Source organism: Petrotoga sp. DB-2, assembly GCF_054051725.1.
Map to the genome: position 1 here is coordinate 16,428 of NZ_JBSVZD010000005.1, position 24,117 is coordinate 40,544.

Annotated in this window: 22 protein-coding genes; 11 read left to right on the top strand and 11 right to left on the bottom strand. The window is 32.2% G+C overall.

What is annotated here, in order from left to right:
- Positions 1-32 precede the first annotated feature (32 nt).
- The 10 genes from ACW9JY_RS03165 to ACW9JY_RS03210 all read right to left on the bottom strand — a co-directional run bounded on the left by ACW9JY_RS03165 (position 33) and on the right by ACW9JY_RS03210 (position 12,382).
- Positions 33-1,430, bottom strand: coding sequence for a BTAD domain-containing putative transcriptional regulator (locus ACW9JY_RS03165; RefSeq protein ID WP_457283368.1), 1,398 nt, complete (start codon positions 1,428-1,430; stop codon positions 33-35).
- Positions 1,431-3,209, bottom strand: a complete 1,779-nt coding sequence (locus ACW9JY_RS03170) for a tetratricopeptide repeat protein (RefSeq protein WP_457283369.1) — start codon at positions 3,207-3,209, stop codon at positions 1,431-1,433.
- Between the two features lie 28 nt (positions 3,210-3,237).
- On the bottom strand, positions 3,238-5,931 hold the full coding sequence (locus ACW9JY_RS03175; RefSeq protein ID WP_457283370.1) for a hypothetical protein: 2,694 nt from the start codon (positions 5,929-5,931) through the stop codon (positions 3,238-3,240).
- 36 nt (positions 5,932-5,967) lie between these two features.
- Positions 5,968-7,758 (bottom strand): tetratricopeptide repeat protein, encoded by a 1,791-nt coding sequence (locus tag ACW9JY_RS03180; protein ID WP_457283371.1) that lies wholly within the window; start codon positions 7,756-7,758, stop codon positions 5,968-5,970.
- Positions 7,759-7,789: 31 nt separating this feature from the next.
- Positions 7,790-8,182, bottom strand: a complete 393-nt coding sequence (locus ACW9JY_RS03185; protein ID WP_121959870.1) for a VanZ family protein — start codon at positions 8,180-8,182, stop codon at positions 7,790-7,792.
- 84 nt (positions 8,183-8,266) lie between these two features.
- Positions 8,267-8,623, bottom strand: a complete 357-nt coding sequence (locus tag ACW9JY_RS03190) for a hypothetical protein (protein ID WP_103076321.1) — start codon at positions 8,621-8,623, stop codon at positions 8,267-8,269.
- A gap of 24 nt (positions 8,624-8,647) precedes the next feature.
- On the bottom strand, positions 8,648-9,775 hold the full coding sequence (gene tgt, locus ACW9JY_RS03195) for a tRNA guanosine(34) transglycosylase Tgt (protein WP_103076320.1): 1,128 nt from the start codon (positions 9,773-9,775) through the stop codon (positions 8,648-8,650).
- The gene (locus tag ACW9JY_RS03200) at positions 9,775-10,356 is read right to left on the bottom strand and encodes a cyclodeaminase/cyclohydrolase family protein (protein WP_121959868.1); all 582 of its coding nucleotides are present in this window, start codon (positions 10,354-10,356) and stop codon (positions 9,775-9,777) included. Before ACW9JY_RS03200 ends, tgt begins: the two co-directional genes overlap by 1 nt.
- A 183-nt stretch (positions 10,357-10,539) precedes the next feature.
- On the bottom strand, positions 10,540-11,613 hold the full coding sequence (locus tag ACW9JY_RS03205; protein ID WP_457283372.1) for a M24 family metallopeptidase: 1,074 nt from the start codon (positions 11,611-11,613) through the stop codon (positions 10,540-10,542).
- A 118-nt stretch (positions 11,614-11,731) separates the two neighbouring features.
- On the bottom strand, positions 11,732-12,382 hold the full coding sequence (locus ACW9JY_RS03210; protein WP_457283373.1) for a peroxiredoxin: 651 nt from the start codon (positions 12,380-12,382) through the stop codon (positions 11,732-11,734).
- Positions 12,383-12,646: 264 nt separating this feature from the next.
- On the opposite strand from ACW9JY_RS03210, the gene ACW9JY_RS03215 reads away from it, so the two are divergent.
- From ACW9JY_RS03215 to ACW9JY_RS03245, 7 genes are read left to right on the top strand one after another with little or no spacing between them, the layout of a single operon-like run.
- Positions 12,647-12,916, top strand: a complete 270-nt coding sequence (locus ACW9JY_RS03215; protein WP_103076316.1) for a flagellar biosynthesis anti-sigma factor FlgM — start codon at positions 12,647-12,649, stop codon at positions 12,914-12,916.
- Positions 12,913-13,419 carry a flagellar export chaperone FlgN gene (flgN, locus tag ACW9JY_RS03220; protein WP_457283374.1) on the top strand — a complete coding sequence of 169 codons (507 nt, stop codon included), beginning with the start codon at positions 12,913-12,915 and terminating at the stop codon, positions 13,417-13,419. The genes ACW9JY_RS03215 and flgN overlap by 4 nt, the downstream gene beginning before the upstream one ends.
- Positions 13,420-13,429: 10 nt before the next feature.
- Complete coding sequence (gene flgK / locus ACW9JY_RS03225; RefSeq protein WP_457283407.1) at positions 13,430-15,874, top strand: flagellar hook-associated protein FlgK; 2,445 nt, start codon at positions 13,430-13,432, stop codon at positions 15,872-15,874.
- A 46-nt stretch (positions 15,875-15,920) separates the two neighbouring features.
- Complete coding sequence (gene flgL, locus ACW9JY_RS03230) at positions 15,921-16,817, top strand: flagellar hook-associated protein FlgL (RefSeq protein WP_103076313.1); 897 nt, start codon at positions 15,921-15,923, stop codon at positions 16,815-16,817.
- 17 nt (positions 16,818-16,834) lie between these two features.
- Positions 16,835-17,308, top strand: coding sequence for a flagellar assembly protein FliW (gene fliW / locus ACW9JY_RS03235; RefSeq protein WP_457283375.1), 474 nt, complete (start codon positions 16,835-16,837; stop codon positions 17,306-17,308).
- A gap of 2 nt (positions 17,309-17,310) precedes the next feature.
- Complete coding sequence (locus ACW9JY_RS03240) at positions 17,311-17,577, top strand: carbon storage regulator (RefSeq protein ID WP_457283376.1); 267 nt, start codon at positions 17,311-17,313, stop codon at positions 17,575-17,577.
- 24 nt (positions 17,578-17,601) lie between these two features.
- The gene (locus ACW9JY_RS03245; protein ID WP_457283377.1) at positions 17,602-17,970 is read left to right on the top strand and encodes a cupin domain-containing protein; all 369 of its coding nucleotides are present in this window, start codon (positions 17,602-17,604) and stop codon (positions 17,968-17,970) included.
- Between the two features lie 62 nt (positions 17,971-18,032).
- Here the strand turns inward: ACW9JY_RS03245 and ACW9JY_RS03250 are convergent, their stop codons facing one another.
- A complete protein-coding gene (locus ACW9JY_RS03250) occupies positions 18,033-18,497 on the bottom strand; it encodes a chemotaxis protein CheW (protein WP_103076309.1) in 465 nt (154 codons plus the stop codon).
- 180 nt (positions 18,498-18,677) lie between these two features.
- Here ACW9JY_RS03250 and ACW9JY_RS03255 point away from each other — a divergent pair, with 180 nt between their 5' ends.
- The 4 genes from ACW9JY_RS03255 to ACW9JY_RS03270 are packed head-to-tail and all read left to right on the top strand — an operon-like array spanning position 18,678 to position 24,117.
- Positions 18,678-20,489, top strand: a complete 1,812-nt coding sequence (locus ACW9JY_RS03255) for an LVIVD repeat-containing protein (protein ID WP_103076308.1) — start codon at positions 18,678-18,680, stop codon at positions 20,487-20,489.
- A 43-nt stretch (positions 20,490-20,532) separates the two neighbouring features.
- A complete protein-coding gene (gene fdhF, locus ACW9JY_RS03260; protein WP_457283378.1) occupies positions 20,533-23,289 on the top strand; it encodes a formate dehydrogenase subunit alpha in 2,757 nt (918 codons plus the stop codon).
- Entirely contained in the window at positions 23,252-23,845 is a 594-nt protein-coding gene (locus ACW9JY_RS03265; protein WP_457283379.1) for a molybdenum cofactor guanylyltransferase, read from the top strand. The genes fdhF and ACW9JY_RS03265 overlap by 38 nt, the downstream gene beginning before the upstream one ends.
- Positions 23,842-24,117 carry a MoaD family protein gene (locus ACW9JY_RS03270; protein WP_103076305.1) on the top strand — a complete coding sequence of 92 codons (276 nt, stop codon included), beginning with the start codon at positions 23,842-23,844 and terminating at the stop codon, positions 24,115-24,117. Before ACW9JY_RS03265 ends, ACW9JY_RS03270 begins: the two co-directional genes overlap by 4 nt.

Genomic DNA, 24,117 nt, shown 5'->3' on the forward strand with positions numbered 1-24,117 from the left:
AAAAAAATCTAAAACAACTTTTTTGGAGAGGATTAATAAATTTGGAACTCTTTGACGAAGTAACTTATTTCTTTTGAATTAAAAGCTGTTCCTAACTCTTTTTTGTACAACTCGTTGATATATTTGTAATAATCCAAAGCCTTTTTTCTTTCACCTTTTTTTAGTAGAAGATTGATATACTCAATGTTCATTTCGTCGGCGAAAGGTTCAATCCGTAAGTATTCGTCTAAATAATTTTCTGCCATTTCAATGTCTTTTTCCTTTTCTAATGAATACAAAATAGTTAGTATTGACAGATAAGATTTTTCAGCATCTTCTATCTTTGGGATTGCCCAATCGTCGTAAATATTGGAAGGTAAAAGACCATAGGAGTAGAGTTTTTTGGCCTTTAAATAATGTTCTTTAGCTTTTAGGTATTGTTTGTTTTTTAACAATTTATTTCCTTCTTCAAAATGAAGAATAAAATCTTCATAATCCAAGTAATAAACTTTGTTTGAATTAAATTTGTAATTTTTATTTTTTTGAAGTATGTATTCCTCAACCAAACCAAACTCTTTGAATCTCTTTCGTATGTCGTGAATCGCCACATATAAGCTTTGACGGCTTTTTTCAAAAGGTAAATTTGGCCAGAAATTTTCGATTATGACGTCTTGAATAATCCATTGATCATAATTCAAGGTTAAAAATTTAAAAAGTTCTAACGCTTTTTGATTTCTCACCTTTCTCATAGTCAAGACCTTATCATCACATACCAATCTAAATTCACCAAAGAGATAGATTTTAGGGTATAAAGCTTTTTTTGATTCAAGGTAAGAGATTTCTTGTGCATCTTCGAATCTCAATTTAATTGAAGTATCTAAGGAAGGACTTTTAACACCTGAATTAACTTCTATGAGATCTTCAATTGAGCTCGTTATTTCGGGATATTTTTGTAGAATAAACTGGTAATTGTTATCTGATAATAACTCGTTAAATGTTTTTAAATCTTCATTATAAGAAGGCAAATTGAATGATTTACTTAAAAATAATTTTAAGAGTAACGCCTGAGTTAGTATTAATTTTGCTTTCCCTTCTTTGGCTATCTGAATGATTTTTCCAATGTATGACAGGGCTTTTTCGAATTGTTTTAAATGTATCAATAATCGAACTTTTTGTAGTTCAAAGTTCAATATCTGATATTTGTTGAAAATAGTTTTGCCAATTTTTACTGCCTTTTCAACTGTTGAAAAAGATTCTTTAAGTTCACCTTTTTTTAAAAGATACTGGGATTGGACGAAGTAATAATTTGCTTGAAGAAATTTTGATCTTGAATAATAATTTTCAGCTTCCATTAAACTTTTTTGAGCAGATTTTAATTCGTTTCTTTCTACTTCTAGCTTGGCTTGCAAGATTTTTAAAACGGGAAGGTAAGCGATGTTTTTAGTTTCCAATTAGATATCTTCATAGGCTTTTAGATGCTCTTTAGCTTTGTCATATTTTTGTGTTTCAATATAAAAATCGGTAAGATTCGCATTTAAAAGTGCTTTCCCATATAGATCTTTTAAATCCTTAAAGCTTTTTAAAGATTTAATAAAGAAATTTTCCGCACTTTCTAGGTTCCCTTCGATTAGAAAAATATTGTAAGCAAGGTTGTTAAGAAGCCACGGCTTCATTTCTGTATAATTGAATCGTTCACATAATTCCATAGCTTTGTTTAAATACAGTTTCCCTTCATCTAATTTTGAAAGGTTAGAATAACTGGTACCCAATAGATTATACAAGGACGTTAAGCTCTGGTAGTTTTCATTTGGTATACTTTTTAGCAATTCATTTCCCATTTCGACGACTTTTTCATATTTTTCCTGATGCCAGTAGATTCCTATTATTTGTGTGTCTATATTCTCAAGAATACTTTTGTTGGAAATTTTATCAATATTATTTTTTACAAGTCTATAATCTGCAAGAGCTTCATCAAACATTGAATATTTCTCTTCTATAACACCACGATAATAGTACAATTCAATGTTGTTGGTGAAAAAAGAGGTAGGTATTGAATCTAACCATTTTTTGATGATTGAAAAATCTTTTATCAATAACTCAGAATGGTTGAAAAAGAAGTCATAGGCTTTTTCTAAATCTTTCATATTCAGTAAGCAATGAAATTGTCCATAGTAATCGTGCTCTTTTTGATATATGTTAAAGAGTGTCTGGCATATATCGCTTTTTTCTCTTTCTCCAACCCCTTTTGAGATTGTTCGCCGGAATATTTCGTTCATATAGTAATAATGCGGATCCTTTTTTTCTAACACGTTTAAATCGTACAACTTTTCAAAAGACTCGTGAACTTTTTCATCGTTTTTGAGGTTGAAATATGCTTTACAAATCTTTGGCTCTATTTCATTCATTAGACTGAAAACTTTCAAGTACTCTCTTAAATCTTCTGATAAGACTTCAGTTAATAAGTTTATATATTCATCTATTCTTTTTGCTGAATCTATAAGTTCATCATATTTTTTTAGGTCTGTTGTCTCTATGTATGTGGTTAAAATGTTAATAAAGGTGGGTATCCCATCGGTCAATTGGTATAACTCTAACAAGTTTTCTTCTGATAAGTTAATTTTTTTTGTGCTGATATAATTTTTAAGTTCATCAAAAGAAAATTTCAGTTCCTCTTCTTGAATAGTGTAAACATTATTAGCCATAGCAAATTTTGTTAAAGGGATGGGAAACTCTTGGTTAGTAGTAAAAAGAAAATGGACGTTTTGGGGTATGAAGTTTAATAACAACTTGAGAAGATTTTCGTTTTTACCTTCAAAAATAACATTTTCGAAGGAATCAACAAATATAAATATTTCTTCCTTAAAGCTTGAAAAGGCGTTTAATAGTTCAACAACCTTCTCTTCTTCCGTAAAAAAAGAAATATTATTTTTTGAATCATCATTAAATATTTTCAGATTTATCGTTTTGGATAAAGTATAGATTAGATGATTGAGAAAGATGTCAAAATCAAAGTAATCCTGTGGGCAACTAATCCATACTTTCGATGCATTCAATTTATCAAAATACATACTAAAAGTAATGCTCTTACCGTATCCTGAAGGAGCTTTTATTAGAATGTAATTTTTACTTTTATTATTGATCAAAGAATTAAGTAACTTTTCTCTATAATGATGATATGGTTTTATTAAGAGAGGCTTGAAAACCGGGTCTAATATTTTGATATTAATCACCCCCTTTGAATCAACAACAAGGGAAAAATTATAACATATCTAATATTAAGGCGATATTATTTACCCCGTTGATGGTAGCATTTCCAAAAATATAGATAGAATTTTGATTTTCTGGCTTTGATATACTGATTATTTCAAAATTAGAATCAAGAGTGTACGTGTTTAACTTTTCAAATGTTTCTTCTTCAAAATTTACTTTGTAGATGATTCCGACTTTTTTCCCATTTTCAATACCATAACCGTATGCTAGATATCTTCCATCTATTGTAGTAAATCCTAGAAATTTATTCGATCCTTCTATTGTAAACTCAAAAGAATCTCCAAATCCGTTTACTTCATCTACTTCTAAAATTCCGTAACTCATAGGTGTTGAAGTAGTTTCGAATAATACGTAGTATTTTCTACCGTCTTTGATAACCCCTACGGGGATGTTGTCGTTAGAATCACCATATACGTTTGACCACTTCATGTTTCCGTAGTAGTCAATTTTTAAAACGTATATATCAAAACCACCCGCACCAAAAGATCTTGTGGCTCCAAAAACCATGAAACCTTGATCTTGAGAGTTTTTTATATCCAAAGCAATCTCTACATCGTTGCCACCAAAGTTATTAGTCCAGATTCTAGTTCCATCGTTTAGATATTTTGAAACGAATATATCTGATAATTTTTTGTTGATGAATAAATTTCCTGTAACTACGTAACTATTTTCGTCGATATTTGTAATACTTATACCGCTGTCTCTACCAATATCTCCGTAATCTATCTGATAATTAACACTACCGTCTTCGCTAATAGAAACAATGTAAGCGTTCCCGTTTAAGCCGTAAGAGAGTGTATCACCAACGTAGATTATGTTTTTAGAGTTATCGGTAGAGTCTTTGGTAATAATAGCATCTCTAAAAAAGTCTGTATTTTTTGCATATAACGACGTTTCGTTTAAAATATTTCCATATGGATCTATTTTCCATGTTTTTGCATCCCAATTGTCATTTTTGCCTTCATAACCATAAAGGTAAAAGTTTTCTCCATCGTACAAACTTCCATAGATGTATTCATCGAAACTTTTAGGGAATATTTTAGTTAGTTCTGTCGCTTCAGAGGTTGTCGGAGTAGGTTCAACGGTTATATCAACAGGAGTAGCAGGGACCGTAATAGTTTCTTCTATTGGTTCTGGTATTGTGATTTGAGTAGGTTCAGGCGTTATCTCCGTTGCCTGAGGCGTTGATGGGGTAGGTTCAACCGTTATATCAACAGGAGTAGAAGGAACGGTAATGGTTTCTTCTACTTGCTCTGGTATTGTAATTTGAGTAGGTTCAGGTGTTATCTCCGTAGCCTGGGGTGTAATTGGCGTAGCTTGGATGGTTACTGTTGATGGAGGTGTCACTATTTCTTCCATCGTTTGAGTTAAAGGCATTTTTCCCTTAATATATCTTGTGAAATAATATTGAGAATCGAAATCATCATAAAATATTAAAAATCGATTTAGAAAGTCTTTTACCCCTACTAATAAACCTTTGTCATATACTAAAGGTTTACCGATTATTTGGAATTTATTTATTGTGGAATAATTCCAAACTAAATTTCCTTCTAAATCGAAGGATTTAATACTTTCTCCAACCAATATGAATCTATCTTTGTTAACGGGAACAAAATAATCGAAATTTTCTTCATATGTGAAAGTTCTGATCAAATTTAATTCAGAATCATAAAAGTAAAGATTTTTTGAACCGGATAATAGAACTATTCTGTCGTAATATGTATATATTTTTCTTTGATATCTTTGAGTTTCTATTTGAAAGTCGAGTTGTGATATCTTTTGTAGATTGGTGTCTAAGATTGTAATATTATTATTAGTCAATATAGGGAATAAAATCATATTTTGAATTTCTAGATAGTCGAAATCGAAAGTTTTGTCGTTAATATAATAACTTTCAACGGTGTCAAAATTGTTATTCATTTTAACAAATTTATCCTCGGTTAAAATATAGATATATCCGTCTATTACTAAGGCTTTTTGAATGTTGTTGAAATCGATTTGTTTTTGTATTTGGAAATCGTCGGTTATCGAAAAGATTTCATCGTCACTGTAAAAGATATTTTCTCCTGCTAAACCTTTAATCTTAACGTTTAATTGTGCCCTTTTTTCTAAAGAATAATCGAAGATATAAGTTTCACTTTGCGTAACAAGAAAGGCAGCTTTACTTGTCAAAAATCCATCTTCAATATTTTGATCAAAATCAACTGTTTTAACTACGACTTTATTGGCATTCAATAATTCAACCTTGTTTTTAGATATGCCCAGGAAGTTATCATCTAAAGGAAGAATTTTATCAAATTCTTCAAATATGATAATATATGCATCTCCAGGACGTAAACTTCTTGTGGTAAATTTAGCCGTTTTGCTGGAGTACACGTTTCCATCCTGATCAACTCCTTCAACTTTCCAGTAATAAGTTGTTTCAGGCTTTAAGACGTCTCCCGTATAAAAGTTTGAAAAAATATTTTCCAATTTCAAATCTTTTTCATCTATATCCGGATCTTCAGATATGTATATTCTATATCTGAGCTCTTTTTCTTCCGCATCTATGGATTGCCATCTAAAAGAAGTTCTTATGTCCACGTTTTGGGCATCCTCTTGTGGGGAGAGAATATTTATATTCAAAGCAAAAGAAATAGCGGAAAATAAAATTACAACAAATATTAACGAATAATTTTTCATGGCAGCACCTCTAAAAAGTTATTTTTGGTAGGAAATTTACTGCAAAAAAGAGTTAGAAATCGAGTTAATATTATTTATGAATAAAGATAAAATTTTTGTGTTATGATCTTTGAAGTTGACTGAAGTTATTTCTTCAGCCGTACTTTGTATTCTAAACATGGACAAAAAAACTTTTAAAGCATCTTTAAAATTATTTATTTTAAACTCTACTATCGAGTCAAAATCCATCAAATGTTCTTCGAAATTAGCAAATATTTGAGCAAAAGTAAAAGACATGTCTTTGATTTCTTCTACATTTTCTTGAATAAAAGGTTCTAAAGATAAGGATTCTCCTAAGATTCTATCTTGGTAGAATCTTAAAAGTAATCTACCGAAAGCTAACCCATCTCCATCTTTCCAAAGAAACTGTGATATAGCTGTTGCTACTCTTTCCAATAGGCCGTAATTAAAGCCAGAAAGAAGTAGACTGTTCGTGAGTAATTCAACACCATCTGGATATAACTTTGGTTCCATCGAGTTCTCTTTCAACCAGCTAACGAAAGGGCGCTTTATTCCTTTGGTTGCTAGACGTTCCGACAAAGAAAAAGGGTCGATATTTCCCAATTCGTCTATACTTTCAAATATTGAATCGGAAATATTTTTGTCTGCAAATTCTTCCAGTTTGGAAACGTAAAGATCTAACCTGTCTAATTTATCTAGTAGTAGAGAAAAATTTGATATGGGTTCTTTTAACAATATTTCTTTCACTCTTTCAACTCTACCTTGAGATAATTCGAACAATACTTTGAAATTAACAGCAGCTTCGTGAAAGTCAGAATTCAAATTTAAAATTTCAAAATATTTTTCCACTTGTTCTTCATCTTCTATTATTACATAGAGTTTTAATAAAGTTAAAACAATAAGGTCTTTATTTTCTTCTGAAGCTGATTTTAAAGCTTTTTCCTCTGTTTCAATTGCTTGTAAGTATCTTCCCATGTTTTTATATTCCAAAGCTAATTCGTGAAGTATATAATCTGTTTCATTCAAGGAGGCGGCTTTTTCTAAGGCTTTTATTGCCTCATTGTGGTTTCCTAATCTAGCCAATGAATGAGCATCGTTATAATAAATTTCATATCTATCGCTATCTATTTCTAAGGCTTTTTGGTGGACTTTGTGTGCATCTTTATAGTGTTGAAGCATATTCAGAGCAACACCCAATCTTTCATAGGCAGGAACAAATTTTTTATCGATTTCTATGCATTTTTGTAGAAGTGGTATAGCTTCTTCGAATCTGCCATTTTCCATGTATACATCTGCCATTTTCAGAAACCCTAACGTAAAGTCCTTTTCAAGTTCGACAGATTTAGAGTAATATTCTATGGCCTCGTCGTAGATATTTCTTTCATACATGAGATTGCCAAGTTCATAATAACCATATGCAAAATTTGGTTTTTCTTTTATCGATTGTTTTAAATGTAATTCTGCGAGTTCAAGATTTCCTAATTTTTTGTAGTATAATCCAGTATAAAAATGCAATCTATAATCAGGATAAATTTTACCTGCCTTATCTAAAAATTCCTTCGCCTTTTCAAAATCTGTATCGTTGAGGGATTTTTTAAAAGCTTCATAATAATAATAAACCAAGTAAGATAAGTAATATCGGTTGTTTTTATCTATATCAATTTGAGCTTCTAAACCTCTAATAATTACGTCCAAAGGTATTTTATTGGTTTTTCTTGCTTTTTGAAAATCTTCCGCTAAAATAGGTAATTTTACAGGAAGATTATTCAACTTTGCATAATTGGGATCAATATTCAGGTAAACTATAGCATATTTTACTTCTTTCAAAAGAAATGCACCTCTTTATACTTCTTTATCACTAATTGAAAGCCTTATATTTGAAAGTAAAAAAAAGAGAACCACTTGCTGCTCCTAAATAACTTGCAACCATGTCTAAATGGCTATATGTATGATAAATACTGAATTTTTGAAAATATTCTGTTAATAAGGGAACTAAAAGAAAAAAAATCAAAAAAAGTATAAAATAAGATCTTTTACTTTTTTTGAAGAATGCCATAAAGAAAAAGTCGGCACCTAAAAAGTATGAAACAAAATGAACTATTTTGTCTTCTCCTTTGAAACTACTATAATTAATTATAGGTTTGGAAACCGATAGATATATAATAAAAACTATATATAAAAAGAACAAAACTTTCCAAAACATATTTTTTATTTTTTTTATATCTTTATATTTATATTTTTTATCAGCCATTTGATTACCTTTCTCTTTTTATTTATAACATATAAACCTGGGGAGGCTGCCCCAGGTTTGACAAGTTTTGGTTAACTCTATTTTTCATTCCATTCTAAATGTTTCAGTTCTATCATGATCTTCAATTATATGTTTATATCTGTCATAAGCAGCTTTAGCCATTTTTTCTAAAATACTTGGAAGATCACTATCAGTCCAATCTTCATCTAAAAAATTTATCAGTTCTTTTTTTAATTTAAAATAAGGCTCTTTATCCGGATTGAATTCTACATAACTTTCTATAAGTTTTCTATCCACTTTATCTTCTCCGTAGATATTTTCTAGTAACTTACTTACACTTCTTGAAAAGAGATCGGGGATCTCTTGAAATTTTTTAGTAAGGTCTAACTTGTTTTGATATAATGGTTTAATTTCATTATAGTACTTTATAAATGATTTCACGGGGGATCCCTCCTTTTTAGTGTTTTAATTGGTTAAAGAATATGTAGAACTTTTAAAAAATTCCTCTTTAAGAAATTTAAAATCGTCATTTTCTATAGCTTCTCTCATTTTAGCTACCAGAGATATGTTGAATCGTAAATTGTGAATGCTTAAAAGGATTTTCCCAAGTACCTCATCTTTTTTAAAAAGATGGTGTATGTAACCACGTGAATGATTTTTACATGTGTAACAATCGCATTCTTCATCAATAGGTTTTTGATCAAATTTAACCTGTGAGGATTTTAAGTTAAGTTTTCCTTTCCACGTTAGTGCTGTTCCGTGCCTTCCCATTCTTGTTGGTAAGACGCAATCGAACATATCCATACCGTTTTCAACAGATAGAAACATCATTGTGGGAGAACCTATTCCCATTATGTATCTCGGTTTGTTTTCGGGCAATTTATTGCCAAAAGCTTTTAAAATCTTTTCGGAATCTTGGTATTTTTCTCCCACGGCTAATCCACCCAACGCATAACCATCGAAATCTAAAGAGGTTATCTGGGATAAACTGAGTTTTCTCAAATCTTCAAAGAGCCCTCCTTGAACTATACCGAATAATGCCTGTCCGTTGTTATTATGATATCGTTTTGATCTTAAAGCCCAATTAAAAGTTTTTTGCACACTATCTTTTACAGCATCATAACCAGACAAGGAATTTATACATACATCTAAAACCATTGCAATATCTGAGCCAATTACTTTTTGTATATCCAAGGATTTTTCTGGTGTTAACTCTATTTGAGAACCATCCAGTGGAGATTTGAAAATTACTTTTTCATCAGTTAATCTAGTGTTAGGTAAGGAAAATACCTGAAACCCTCCGCTATCCGTCAAAATCGGCTTCTTCCAGTTCATGAAGTTATGAAGCCCTTGGAAATGATCAAGAACCTCTAATCCCGGTCTTAAATAAAGATGAAAAGCATTAGCTAATATTATCTCAGTATTGATATCATTTAATAACGAGTTAGTAAGAGTTTTTACGGTTGCATTCGTACCCACAGGCATAAAAACTGGTGTTTCAATGGTGCCGTGTTTTGTGATAATCCGTCCTCGCCTAGCCCCAGTGTATCTATCAATATGAATTAATTCAAATTTTATAGGCGAATCATCCATTAATTTTTTATTTCCTCCTTTAACTCTTTTAACAAGGAATCTGCTTCATTTTTGAATTCTATTGTATCATTTAAAAGGTTTTCTTTTTCTTCTGCGTTGTTTATTTTTTCTAAATTAGCTTCAACAGAAATAATAGCCGAATTCAATGCGGCCCACGCTAAATAACAAGTAATTTTTGCTTCGGGTTTTAATACGGGGTTGCCATATTTGTATATGGTAAAACAATTTTTTAGGATATTATAACATGTTTTGGCTATGTTGAACGAAAATATAGCGGCAGCTGTTAAAGATTTGTCCTTATCTTCTCCTTCTTTGACATTCTCGATTCTTTCTGCATATTTAGAAGATTCTTCAGCGTATTCCATTAATTTTTCTTTGATATCTATAAGATTTTCTAAGGCTACTTCTAGCGTATTTTCATAATCCCCATTGTCCCCTTTAGAGATCGTATAATTTGCCACCATATAACCTAGTGCAGACGCTAAAGCTCCTACTAAAGCAGTGACGGTTCCCCCAGCGGGAGCTGGATCTGTGGATGAAATTTCATTTAAAATTTCCGCGAAACTCATATTTTTATACATTCATCCACCTCCTCTCTCGAAATAATTGAAGTATCTGTACTTTTATTATACCATACTTTTAAGGTTAATAAATATGAAAGAAAATCAAAATCAGTTCAGTGAAGGGGAACGTTCTAACTAAATTAGTGTAAGTAAACTACACTCTGTAAGTAGTAGGGAGTTGATCCAAAGCATAAGAAGTAATTAAATTACCAAAAAGTCTTTTGGATACTTGTTTAATACTTCACAACCATTATCAGTCACCAAAACCAGGTCTTCTATTCTTACTCCGCCGACACCAGGTAAATAAATTCCCGGCTCTATTGAAAAGATCATGCCAGGTGTTAGAATTTCTTCGCTATTTGAAGATATGTAAGGTTTTTCATGAATCTCTATCCCTACACCATGCCCTGTTCGATGAGTGAAGTACTTTCCATAGCCTTTGCTTTCTATATAATTACGTGCGGTAGCATCAATTTCACAAGCTTTAAGACCGGGCTTAACTTTTTCAATAGCTTCTAAATTAGCTTCTAATACGATTTGATAAATGTTTTTCATGGTTTCTATAGGTTTGCCAAAGAAGACTGTTCTTGTCATATCTGAACAATAATAATTTTTTATGCAACCCATGTCTGTCAAGACAACATCCCCATCTTTTAACTTTGCATTGGTGGGTATATGATGAGGGTTAGAAGTATTCTGACCGTATCCTACTATAGGTTCAAACGAAACACCATCGGCTCCTTCTTTTTCGAAGATATTTTTGATGGCTTTGGCTAAGTATTTTTCTGGAAGCATCTCCGATACTAGGTCTATAACCTTTTCCATAGCTGTGTCATTTAATAAGGAAGAGGACTTCATTAACACTATTTCATCAACATCCTTTACCATCCTTAATTCACTAATTATTGGAGAGAGCGGTTTTAAAGATAAATCTTTAGTAATTTCCATTAAACCTAAAAGAAAAGCTGCTTCCCAACTTCCATCTATGCCAAGAGATTTATCTTTTTCAATAATAGAAGATAACATCTTAATGGGATCTTCAGAATCAGAATATTTTATTAAATTTTTTTCTTCAATAGTATCTACCGGGAACAATTCGTTGACTAGCAATTTAACTTCTCCAGAAGTATTTACGAATAATACCAACAATCTTTCTCCAGGGTCAAACCACTCTTGCAAAAAATAGTAAAGAGAAGGTGGTGAGGATATTATTGCTTGATAAATATTATTTTTTGCCATTTTATTGAGAAGTTTTTCTATCCTATCTTTACGCAATGTTCAATGCGCCTCCCATGAATAGTGTCTAATTTCATCCAATTTATATTACAATTATATCATAAAAAAGTAGGAAGTAGATAATAACTTCTCTACTTCCTACTTGCTGGGGTTAATATTATTCTTTAACTTCCTTAACCTTTAACCACCAATCGTATCCTTCTTCGGGTGACGTTTTTCTCTTCATTGCTTCAGCATAAGTTGATGCTGGTGGAATTATTACTTTACTTCCAAATATTGAATTGTCAGGCCAATTGGCTGGGGTTACTACCTTGTTTTTGTCTGACAATTGTAAAGCTCTTACCGCTCTGTATATTTCATCGATGTATCTTCCTACTTCAGAAGGATAGTACATGATCAGTCTAATAGTTCCTTCAGGATCTAAAATGAAAACTGCCCTAACAGTTGCCGAACCTTTTTCCGGGTCTACCATTCCCAATCTTGAGGCTACTCTTCCCATTGTATCAGCTATTATAGGGAAAGTGATTTCTACACCAAGGTTATCTTTGATCCACTCCATCCATTTGATATGTGAATGAACGGCATCGACAGAAAGCCCTAAAAGTTCGGTGTTGATCTTTTTGAAATCTTCATGCTTTTTTGCAAATTCAACAAATTCTGTTGTACAAACGGGTGTAAAATCCCCTGGGTGGCTGAAAAGCACCAACCATTTTCCTTTGTAATCTTTTGGTAGTTCTTTTGCACCGTCCGTTGTTAATACTTTCATTTCAGGAAACTTTTCTCCAATTAAAGGAATCCTTTCTTCCATATTTACCAACCTCCTATTTGTAAATTTTTTAATTTTTGAAATATCTATTTTTTAGGTACGTCTAAGAAAATTATAAACCTAAAAAACTGAAAAGTCAAGTAAAAAATTAAATATTATTTTTAATTTTGTATTTTTTTCTTATTACTACAAGAAAAAAATAAGATGCTTTGGAAAAATATAATTTCGCGATAAACTTCTAATGATATGATAATTGTGGACGATAATAAATATGGAGTTCAAATTGTTGAAAGGAGGGACTAAATTATGGATATCAACAATATCAATCCTGCGGGTGGCAATAATTTAGATAAAATAAATCAAAAAAAGCTTGATAAGGATTTTTTCAAGAGGCAGATAAAATCAAAAAGCCTAGAAAATGCTAATAAGATTACAGGAGAATCAAAGAAGTATATAGAACTATCAAATAAGATACCAGAAATTCGGCGAGAGCTTGTATCGAAACTGAAGGAATCTATTGAAAATGGTTCTTATAATATCAATGTGGATCAAATTGTAAATAAAATGTTTGAATGAAGCAGGTGAACAGTATTAATAATAATTTAGAAGCGATAAAAAATGTATTAAAGGAAGAAAATAACAGTTTAATAGAATTAAAAAAATCTTTTTATGATCTTAGGGAAAGTTTAGTAAAAAAAGCATCTGTCGAAGAAATTAATTCAACCCTTTTGACGATTGAAAAGTTAGCAACCAACTTTAAAAAAATAGAAGGTTTAAGGGCACAGTTAATATCGACAATATGCTTGGAAGAAAATATACAGAGCAAATTAGAATCGATTATTGATTATTTTTCAAAGAATGATTATGAAATTGCACTTCTCTTTTCAGAGCTTGTTAAAAATTTAAAGGAGTTAGTAAGTGAGATCGATCTTTTAAGTAACATTATTTCATTTCAATCTAATTTGAACAATTTTATATATCAAATTTTGAATCCTGAATCGATTACGAACAGCAAAACTTACTCTCAAAAGGGTAGTAAAATGAACAAAGATTTGACTTCAAGAAGTTGGAGGGGTTAGCGTGTGCGCAATGACTTTGAATGGCCTATTGAACACTGGTTTGCTAGGAGTTTATACCAATAAAGTTGCGATGAGCGTTGTCGCCCATAATATCTCTAATTCTAATACCCAGGGTTTTTCCAGGCAAAGTCCTGTTATTGTAACTACCAATCCTATTAATTTAACAACGATAGGAAGTGGGGGAGCAGCTTTATCTTTTGGGACTGGTTCTACGGTAAGCGATATTCAACGAGTGAGGGACGAATTTTTAGATTTGCAATTTAGAGAAACTTCTTCTCGTTTGAATTATTGGGAAAATATATATTCTAATGTGCATTATATTGAACAATTATTTGGTGAGCCCGGTGAAACCGGTTTAAGGAATATGTACGATTCTTACTGGGCGTCAATCGAGGAGTTGAAGACTGATCCATCAAACGAAGCTGCTAAAACTCAGGTTGTATCTCGAGCGGAAGAATTAGTAAACACCATGAAAGATCTTAATTATAGGTTAGAAGAATTAAAAAGTGATATAAACAGTGAAATAAAGCTCAGAATAGACGAAATAAACGGTTATTTAAAAAGGATTGCCGATTTAAATCAAAAGATATTAACATCGAGCTCAATAAGTGGTTCTCCTAATGATTTGCTTGATGAAAGGGATAGATTGTTGGATAAACTTTCAGAACTTTCCGATATAAGAATAACAAGTCATTCAAATGGTCAAATTTCTTTGAGTATGGGGGATAAAGTAGTTTTAAATGGAAGTAGTTATCAAGAGATAAGATCCTTAACCATTGCCGAAACAAACGATGAATATTACGCCTATGTGGGCAACAATCCCTTGACTTTTAACGATGGGAAAATGTCAGCCCTTTTTGAATTGAGGGATGAAATCATCCCTTCTTATCAGCAGCAACTCGATGAGTTTGGTTTGTATTTAGTTGATTCAACAAATCTTATTTATAAAGAGGGATGGGATTCAACAGGAACAATAACGGGAGCCAACTTTTTTGCCGATATAAGTACCAAAAGAGGTTTTGAAGATTCAAGATTTTTCAGGATAGCAGGAAATTCAGACGTATTTCATCCAGAAACAATTCAGTACGTCACGAGTTTAAGCAGTTTTTATAGTGATCCTTCGATAAATTTAAATAATTTCGATCTTTACACCGTAGATTCTGCAGCTTCGCCTTCTCATTATAACAATAATAATTCAATAATACATGATTCAACAAATAATGCTGTTTATTTTGATGATCCTTCTGGCTTTCAAGACAAATTACTAGTTGATATAAAAGGTGATTTTTTCAGGGAATATGGTTTTTCAACTAAAGAAATCGAAGCATACAAAATAGAAGAAGATTATTCAATAGAACCTCCAAAACTTATCATACCTGGCAAAATTCAATTTGAAATGTCCGGTGAGACTTATACTATAGAGTTTTCCAATGCTACGGAATTAGTATCAAAAATAAATAGCGATTCTGGGGGATACTTGAAAGCTCTAGAAAGAGATATAAAGAATGAACAGGATGAACTTATAAAGAAGTTAATATACATCCTTCCCACCACGGAAATTCCAAATGCAGACTTGGATACCATCGTTTTAAACGACATAGACGGTTCTCTTTCACAGATGGAAGCACAAAAAGTTACATTGGATGCCTTAGATACTTCACAACCCACTTTGAATAATTTATTAGGTTCAAATGAAATAATAGAAATGAGTATAAATGGAATAAAAATAGAGATTAATCCTCTTAAAGACACTGTTTATGACTTAGCTGACAAAATTAATGCCACAAACACGGGGGTTACTGCTTCTGTTACTCCGCATGGTTCATTTGTGTTGAGGGCCGGAAATTTAATTAATTTTGACTTAAAGAACGTTACTATTAAAGGTCCTGAAAAATTATTCAATGCTTTAGGATTTATCGAAGATGATTCTAACAATATCGTTACACTGATTTCTCCAGATATAAGCCCTGAACAAATAGATGAAAAGTTTTCTAAGGCGGAACTTTTAAGAATTGATAAAGAGTTAGGAATAGTCAATCAAATTTCTGTATCGTCTAACTTAAAAGAGAATCCATCTTTACTTGCAACTGATTTGGGTTATTATGATACTAATTATTCTCCAACCGGTGCAGGAAACATTAGTGTATGGGATGAAATATCCAAAATGTATGATAATTCGGTATTAGATAATGGGAGGATTGGTTTTTCGAACTTTTTGGGGAATATTGTTACAGATATAGGAGTTAAGGGTGAAACGGCTGATAAAATGAGGCTAAACAGTGAGATGTTGAATAGTGAAATCAGCCTTGAAAAAGAAAGAGTGATGGGTGTTTCTATCGACGAGGAGATGACGAACCTTGTGAAATATCAGCAGGCTTTTAATGCTTCTGCAAGGGTTATCACAGCGGTCAATCAAATGATGGAGACGGTTATTAACAACTTGGGTGTTGTATAATATAATGGACCAGACAGTATTTGTTTGATCTGTGAGGAGGGGAAAAATGCGAATCACTGAAAATCTTTTAAGTAGTAGAACACTTAACGATATTCAAGATGTTTTAAGAAAATACAGTGATTTAAATTCTCAATTAACTTCAGGAAAAAAAGTTCGATACCCATCAGATAACGCGTCTGTGGCAACGAGAATTTCTAATTTAGATAGTCGATTGAGGGAAATTGAACGTTATAAAACTAATGTGGAAACAGCCCAAAATTATGTGAATATGTATGATACAGCATTACAGGAAGTGAGCTCAATATATCTTAGAATAAAAGAGCTTGCTGTTAGAGGGGCAAATGATACATTAAGTGACGATGATAGAGTCGCTATAACAGAAGAACTCAACAAGATAAATACACAACTAGTTTCTATAGCAAATACAGAAATTTCTGGAAACTATGTGTTTGGAGGAGCCAAAAACAATCAAAAAGTCGTGGAAATAGATAGCGAAGGTAATTTTAAAATAACAGTACCTCCACAAGCAAATATCAGGCAGAAGATTTCCATCGGAGGCCAAGATATAGAATACGGTAAAACGGTTTATGATGTTTTTGTAACTGATAGTGGTGCCTCAATTTTTGGTATAGTCAAAAGATTGTCAGATGCCATAGAATCAGGAGATAATACTTCAATTCAAAATGAGTTAGGAAATATTGAAGAAATACAAGCTAAATCGTTAAATAATCTGGCTGAAGTTGGAGCTACTCAACGAGTTTTAGAAATGACTTCAAATAGAATGGAAGAATTTAAGAGTTTTTCAACAGAATTTTTATCCAATGAAGCTGATGCTGATATCGCTCAAGTAGTAATGGAATTGGCAACTCAGCAAAATGTCTTACAATCTGCTTTAAAGGCTGCTAGTAATATTATTCCCCCAACCTTGGCGGATTTTCTATAAGGAGGTTTTCTAAAGCAATGATAAAAGAGTATGAAACAAAGTTGGGAAGTGTGAAGATAGATACTGAGCGAACGATAATTTTTGAGTATGGTATTCCTGGTTTCGAAAATCTTAAACAGTTTGTTTTACTGGAACCTGAAGATACTTATCCCATTATGTGGTTAGCATCGTTAGAAGATAAAAATGTAGCTTTTCCTGTTACTTTTCCTCAACTTATAAGAAACGATTATCAATTTACTCTTCCCCAAGATTTAACAGAATACTTGGAATTAGAGAAACCAGAAGATGCTATAATATTAAGTATCTTGACTATACCTGAAAAAGAAGATGAAATAACTATAAATTTAGCAGCCCCGATTATTGTTTCGCAAAAAAATCATAAAGGGGTACAATATTTAATTGAAAATGGAGAATACAAAATTAGACACCTTTTGAAGGAAGAATTGGAAAGAAGTAATGCTATACTATCTGTTCAAAAAGATGGTGAATAGACTTGTTGATATTATCAAGAAAAATAGGTGAATCCATCGTAATACAAGTAGGAAATAGAAAAATAAAGCTTGTTATGGTTGAACAAGATAATGGAAGTATAAAAATCGGTTTTGAAGCGCCTAAGGATATCAAAATTTATCGTGAAGAAGTTTATGAAGAAATCGTAAAGCAAAATAAAGCCGCATTGGAGAGCGATGTTAACAGATTGGGAAAAATAAAAACCAGCATCCCAAAATTAGTAAAAAAAGATAAAAAACAAAATACTTAGGCACAAGGGAGGAGAAAATCGAATATGGACCAAAAAAGCGCAATAATAGGTAAAGCAAAGGAAGTTAAACCTTTAATAATAAATAATGAAACGGCTAAAGACGTTGAAAAAAGAATATTAATAGGGAAGAGTAATTATGGAGCGCCTAATTTTGTTATGAGGTTGTTCACCGTTAAACCAGGTGGGTATTCTCCTAGGCATTCTCATAGATGGGAACATGAAATATTTATAGTTAAAGGTAAGGCAGAAGTTTATGATGGAGAAAAATACAATTCAGTTGAAGCTGGAAGTTTTATTTACGTTCCTGGAGGTATAGAACACCAATTGAAGAACGCAGGGGATGAAGAGTTAGAATTTATTTGTGTTATTCCAACCTCTGCAGATGAAGAGTAAATTTTTCATAAAAAAGTGGCGTCATAAATATATCGCCACTTTTGTGTTTTTTTGGGAGTGTTTTAATTGTTTATAACTTCGTCTATAGCAATCTTTTCTTCTTCGGTTATCAGTTTATCGATATCTAGTATTACTAACATACCATCTTCTAAACGCGCTATTCCGCTTATAAAATCAGCTCCACGCATGCCACCTATATTGGGTTTTTCGTTTATTAAATCAGGATCGATACTTCTGACGTTTTTTACATCGTCAACCATTATTCCAACCCTTCTTTGATCAATTTTTAAAACTATAACTTTGGCGTGAGATTTGTCTTCAAAGTCGGGCATTTTAAATTTTCTTCTCAGATTGATGATAGGTAAAACTTCTTCGTTGCGATAATTTATTACTCCTTCGAAATAGTCAGAGGCATTTGGTAATTTAGTGGTCTCTTCATATTCAATTACTGCATCCACATTCATAATATCTAGACCAAATCTTTCTTTACCGATGTTAAAGGTGACTATTTTTAACTCAGATGGCATTTCTATTCCCCCTTTTTAAAATCAAAATTTTATTTCTAAAATGGCTAATTATAATTCAATAAATTTCTACAAAATTATATCATAAAAGTATTTAGAAAAAAAGTTATCTGTAGGCTAAAGAATATACAAAAAAATTATGTTATAATTATATTAAAATTATAACATACTGGGGTGTAACCTGTGCGCAAAATTAGTAAGAATTATGCTGTTTTAGGCTTTTTAATCGTTTTAATTTTGATAATGTTTTCAATTGTAATATTTTACATCCGAATTGCAAAAGAAAAATCCGTTCAGGGAACAACTACTCAAGTAAAAGATGTTACTACTCCCATTGTTCAAAAGCAGATTCCTATCTCAGTAGTAGGTGTCAAATACGGAGTAATAATAGGAGGTTACGAAGGATTTTATGTTTTCGATGTTGAAGAGAAAGAATCAATTGCTTCAGTAACAACTGGTAGTTATGTTAACGATGCTCAAATTTATGGAGATTATCTTTATCTGGTTGACAGAGAGGGATTGAAAATTTATGATTTTTCAGATCCGCAAGAAGTAGCTCTGTTGAATTCTTACTCCACATTCGGTGATTCACTATCCGTTACAACGAATGGAGAATTATTATTTGTTGCAGATGGCGAAAACGGATTGATAAGCTTCGATTTGAAGGATAAAGTGTATATAAGATTGAAGGAACATATTCGTTTACCGGGTATGGTAACCCAAGTTGAAATGTTTGAAAAGTATCTATTTGTAATTGGTCCGGGTTTAGGGATGAAAATTTATCAAATCAATGAAGATCAAACCGTTGAAGAGATTAATTATTATGATCAGTTGATATCCCCTAGAATGATTAGCTTGAATAACGATTTTTTTGTGGTGAACGATGATTTATTGGGTATACTGATATTTAAAATGGAAGACTTGATCACGGCAAAAAATTATGATGTGAAACCATTGTATATATGGGATGAGGATGCTTTTTCTATACAATTAGTGGATGAATCCCTTTACTTTTCCACTAATAACGGAGTATATAAAAGAAATTTGGAATCATTAGAAACTCAAGAAATTATTACGGGACAATTTTCTAGACCAAATATTTTGATAACAGAGGGGTATATATACTTAACGAATAACGAAGATGGACTGTATATTTATGACCTAAATACTAAAAAATTACTTAAGTATATTAATAAAGTTGACTCAATTGATGATTTTGTTGTATTAGAATCAGGAGTGTTAATTGACGAGGGAGGAAAGATAGTTTATCTAGATAAACAAAAAGAAAAGTTATGGGAGAAAATATATACTGGAAATTTGATAAAAGGGGAGAAGGGCTTTTACGAACTCAATGAAAATGTAGTCAATTTTTATAACGCAACGAATACAATTACCAAAAGTTTTCCTGAAAACATCGTAGGTATAAAAGAAACACAAGAAGGGGTATTCGTTATTGCCGAAGAGAGTATATATTCTTTCTTTGATGGAATAAAGGTATTTGTGGGAAAGGCACAAGATATAGAAGTTATTGATAACATTGCGTATATAGCTGAGGAAGATAAGATAATAGAGTTTAACTTTTTAACTGGAAAGAGTAATTTTAAATTTTATTCCAAAGATTATATTAACCAAATACATTCTACTTCTGATGGATTTATCTTTTTAACGGAAAAAGGAGTTTTTCGGGCAGACTTCAATTTTAACATTATCGATTATTTTAGCTTTGATTATTCGCCTGATATAATTATGATGAACGATAAATATATATTTTATTCTGTAGGCTCTCAATTGACGATCGTTGATATGTCAAATTTTGATTTAAATAGGATGATTAATTTAGATCTTCCAATTTTAAGTATGGATTGTAAAGATGGATATCTATATATTTCTTACTCTTCAAAGGGAATAACGAGATTTAATATCACAGATAAACTTCAACTAGTTGATGAAGAAGTCGTTGTAAATATTTTCACCGCTAAAAATATGGTTTTTTGATATTGAATTTAAGCAAATATAAGAATGAAAGGAGTAATATGTTTTGGAAGTTACTATAAATCATAATAATTATGAAGTTGAGCCGGGTCAAACTATACTCCAGGTTGCAAAACAAAACGGTATCTATATCCCCACCATATGTCATAGCCCACATTTATCCGATGTAGGTTCTTGTAGAATGTGTTTAGTAGAACTGGAAAACAATCATAAATTAGTTGCTTCTTGTGTTACACCAGTCACTGATGGAATGCGGATTTTAACGGATAGCAAAAGGGTTATCGAGGCTAGAAAGACGGTTGTAGATTTACTAGTTTCTGATCATCCATTGGATTGCATGACATGTGAAGCTAATGGAAACTGTGTCCTTCAAGATCTCGCTTACGAATATGGAATTAAAGAATCCACCTTCGGAACAAAGAAAGTCCCACGTTTTGAAATAAAAGCTGATAATGAATTTATACAGCTTGATCCAGACAAATGCATACTTTGTGGTAAATGTGTACGAACATGTAAAGAGATTCAAATGTGTAACGCATTGGATTTTGTCAATAGAGGTTTTGAAACTAAAGTTAGCCCCCCATTTAATCAAGATTTAGGTGGACAGGATTCTCCATGCGTCTTTTGTGGACAATGTGTTGAAATGTGCCCAACAGGGGCTCTTACTTATATTCCTTCCAAAGGAAAAGGACGTTATTACGAATTTAATAAAACTAAAACGACCTGTCCTTACTGTGGGATTGGTTGTCAATTGGAATTGAGAACTAAAAATAATAAGATAGTTCAAGTTGGTTCGGTTTATGATGAAAACTCTCCAAACCCCCATGGAGAAAGCTGTGTGAAAGGCCGTTTTGGTTATGATTATGTCAATCACCTGGATAGATTGACTGACCCTTTGATAAAGAGAAATGGACATTTTGAAAAAGTTGGTTGGGAAGAAGCATTGGATTATGTTGCAGAAAAACTATTGAATATAAAGGAAAAGTATGGAAGTGATTCAATAGGTGGGTTGAGCTCAGCAAAATGCACAAATGAAGAAAACTATATTATGCAAAAATTTATGAGAGCTGTTATTGGTACAAATTCTGTAGATCACTGTGCGAGACTTTGTCATGCATCTACTGTTGTTGGATTAGGAATGGCATTTGGTTCGGGAGCTATGACCAACTCTATATCAGAAATAGAGGGAAGTGATGTAATATTTGTTATAGGTTCAAATCCAACGGAGAATCACCCGGTAATTGGAAGCAAGATAAAAAGAGCGAAGAAAAACGGTACCCATTTAATAGTAGCAGATCCTCGTAAGATAGAACTTTCAGAAATTGCTGACATTTCATTACATCACAAGCCAGGAACAGATGTGGCTTTAATAAATGGAATAATGAATGTTATTGTCAACGAAGGGTTACTTGATAAAAAGTTTATTGAAGAAAGAACGGAAGGATTTGAAAGTTTTATAAAGATAATAGAAGGTTATACCCCTTCTAAAGTATCCCAGATTACAGGTGTGCCAGCAGATAAGATAATCGAAGCTGCAAAAATGTATGGTTCAGCTGAAAAAGCAGCCATATATTTTGCGATGGGAATAACTCAACATAAATACGGAACCAATAACGTACTTTCTCTTACGAATCTTGCACTCTTAACTGGGAACGTTGGTTTTGAAAGCACAGGAGTCAATCCATTAAGAGGACAAAATAACGTGCAAGGTGCTTGTGATGTAGGGGCTTTACCTGATGTTTATCCTGGTTATCAAAAAGTCAGTGGCCCCAAAATTAAAGAAAAGTTTGAGAATTATTGGGGTGTAAAATTAGCTGATAGAGAAGGGTTAACGCTAACAGAAATGCTCGAAGAAGCCGGCAAAAGGATAAAGGCTCTCTACATAATGGGTGAGAATCCTTTTTTATCTGATCCAGATCAAAACCATGTTAAAAAAGCTCTAGAAAGTTTGGATTTTTTAATAGTCCAGGATATATTCTTGACTGAAACTGCACAGTTTGCAGATGTAGTTTTGCCAGCGGCATCATTTGCTGAAAAAGAAGGTACGTTTACAAATACCGAACGACGTATACAAAGGGTGAGAAAAGCTATTAATTCTCCTGGAAGGGCTAAAGCAGATTGGGAGATATTAACTACTTTGGCTAATAAAATGGGTTATGAAATGAAATATAATTCACCTTCTGAAATTATGGATGAGATTGCACGAGTTTCAAAATTATACGGTGGAATAAGTTATGAAAGATTGGAGAAAGGTGGTTTGCAATGGCCTTGTCCTGATAGTAATCATCCAGGTACAAAATATTTGCATAAGGACGGTTTTTCTCGCGGAAAAGGCAAATTTTTTCCTGTTGAGTTTACTCCTCCTGAAAAAGAAGCTGATGAAAAGTACAATTTTATCTTAATGACAGGAAGGATGTTATACCATTTCCATACAGGTACAATGACCAGGCGATCCGATCCTATTAACAGGCATGAGCCCGACGCTTACGTTGAAATAAATATAAGAGATGCAAGAAAATTGGGGATCAAAGATAAAGATAGAGTTAGAATAACTTCTCGTCAGGGAACAATTGAAACCTATGCAAAAGTTGGAGAAAGAGTTAAACCAGGTCAACTTTTCATGCCTTTTCACTATGCGGAAAGTCCAGCCAATAAACTTACCAATCGTGTTTATGATTCAAAAGCAAAGATACCTGAATTAAAAATAACCCCAGTTAAATTGGAAAAAGTTGAAAAAAGAGTTTCACAAAGAGAGGTTTTGATTGATGAACGCTATACTTCTATCAGGAGGCAAGAGCAGTAGATTTGGAACTAACAAGGCATTGGAATCTGTTAATGGAAGACCTTTGATAGAACAGATCGTCCAAAGCCTAAAAAATGCATTTGAAAAAGTTTACATAATAGGGAATGTAAAAGAGTATGCGTTTTTGCAAGATGTGTTTTTTTGTGAGGATATAATACCAAATAAAGGTCCGTTAGGTGGTTTGTTTACTGGTTTAACCTGTTCTGATAGCGACTACAACTTTTTGACAGCTTGTGACATGCCATTTTTGACAATTGGTTTTTTTGAGTTTTTAAAGTTTCAAAAGAAAGATTATGACGTTCTTGTACCCGAGTACAACTCTTACCTTGAGCCACTTGCTGCTGTTTATAGCAAAAAATGTTTGCCTTTTATCAGTGCTTCACTAAAAATGAATCAATTGAAGTTGAAGAGTTTTTTTCCCAAAGTAAAGGTTAGAATAATAAAAGAAACCATTATAAGAGAAATTGGAGAGCCGGAAAAATTGTTTTTCAATATAAATTATAAAGAAGATGTTCAGAAATTGGAAATAAATCTGGAAAGGAGTGAAAAAATTTGAAAATAAAATTCTTTTCCCTTATAAAGTTTGATTTGAAAAAGGATGAAGTCGATTACCAATTATCAGGATCGAAATCTGTTAAAGAAATAATAAAATTATTGGATCGAGAGTTCGATAATTATTTTAGTAGAAAACTACTAAAAGATGGGGAAATTAAAAGCGGTACGATTATATTATTAAATGGAAGAAATATTCGCCATCTACAAGGACTAGATACGTTGGTAGAAAATAAAGACGAAATAACAATTTTTCCCCCTTCTGGAGGAGGATAA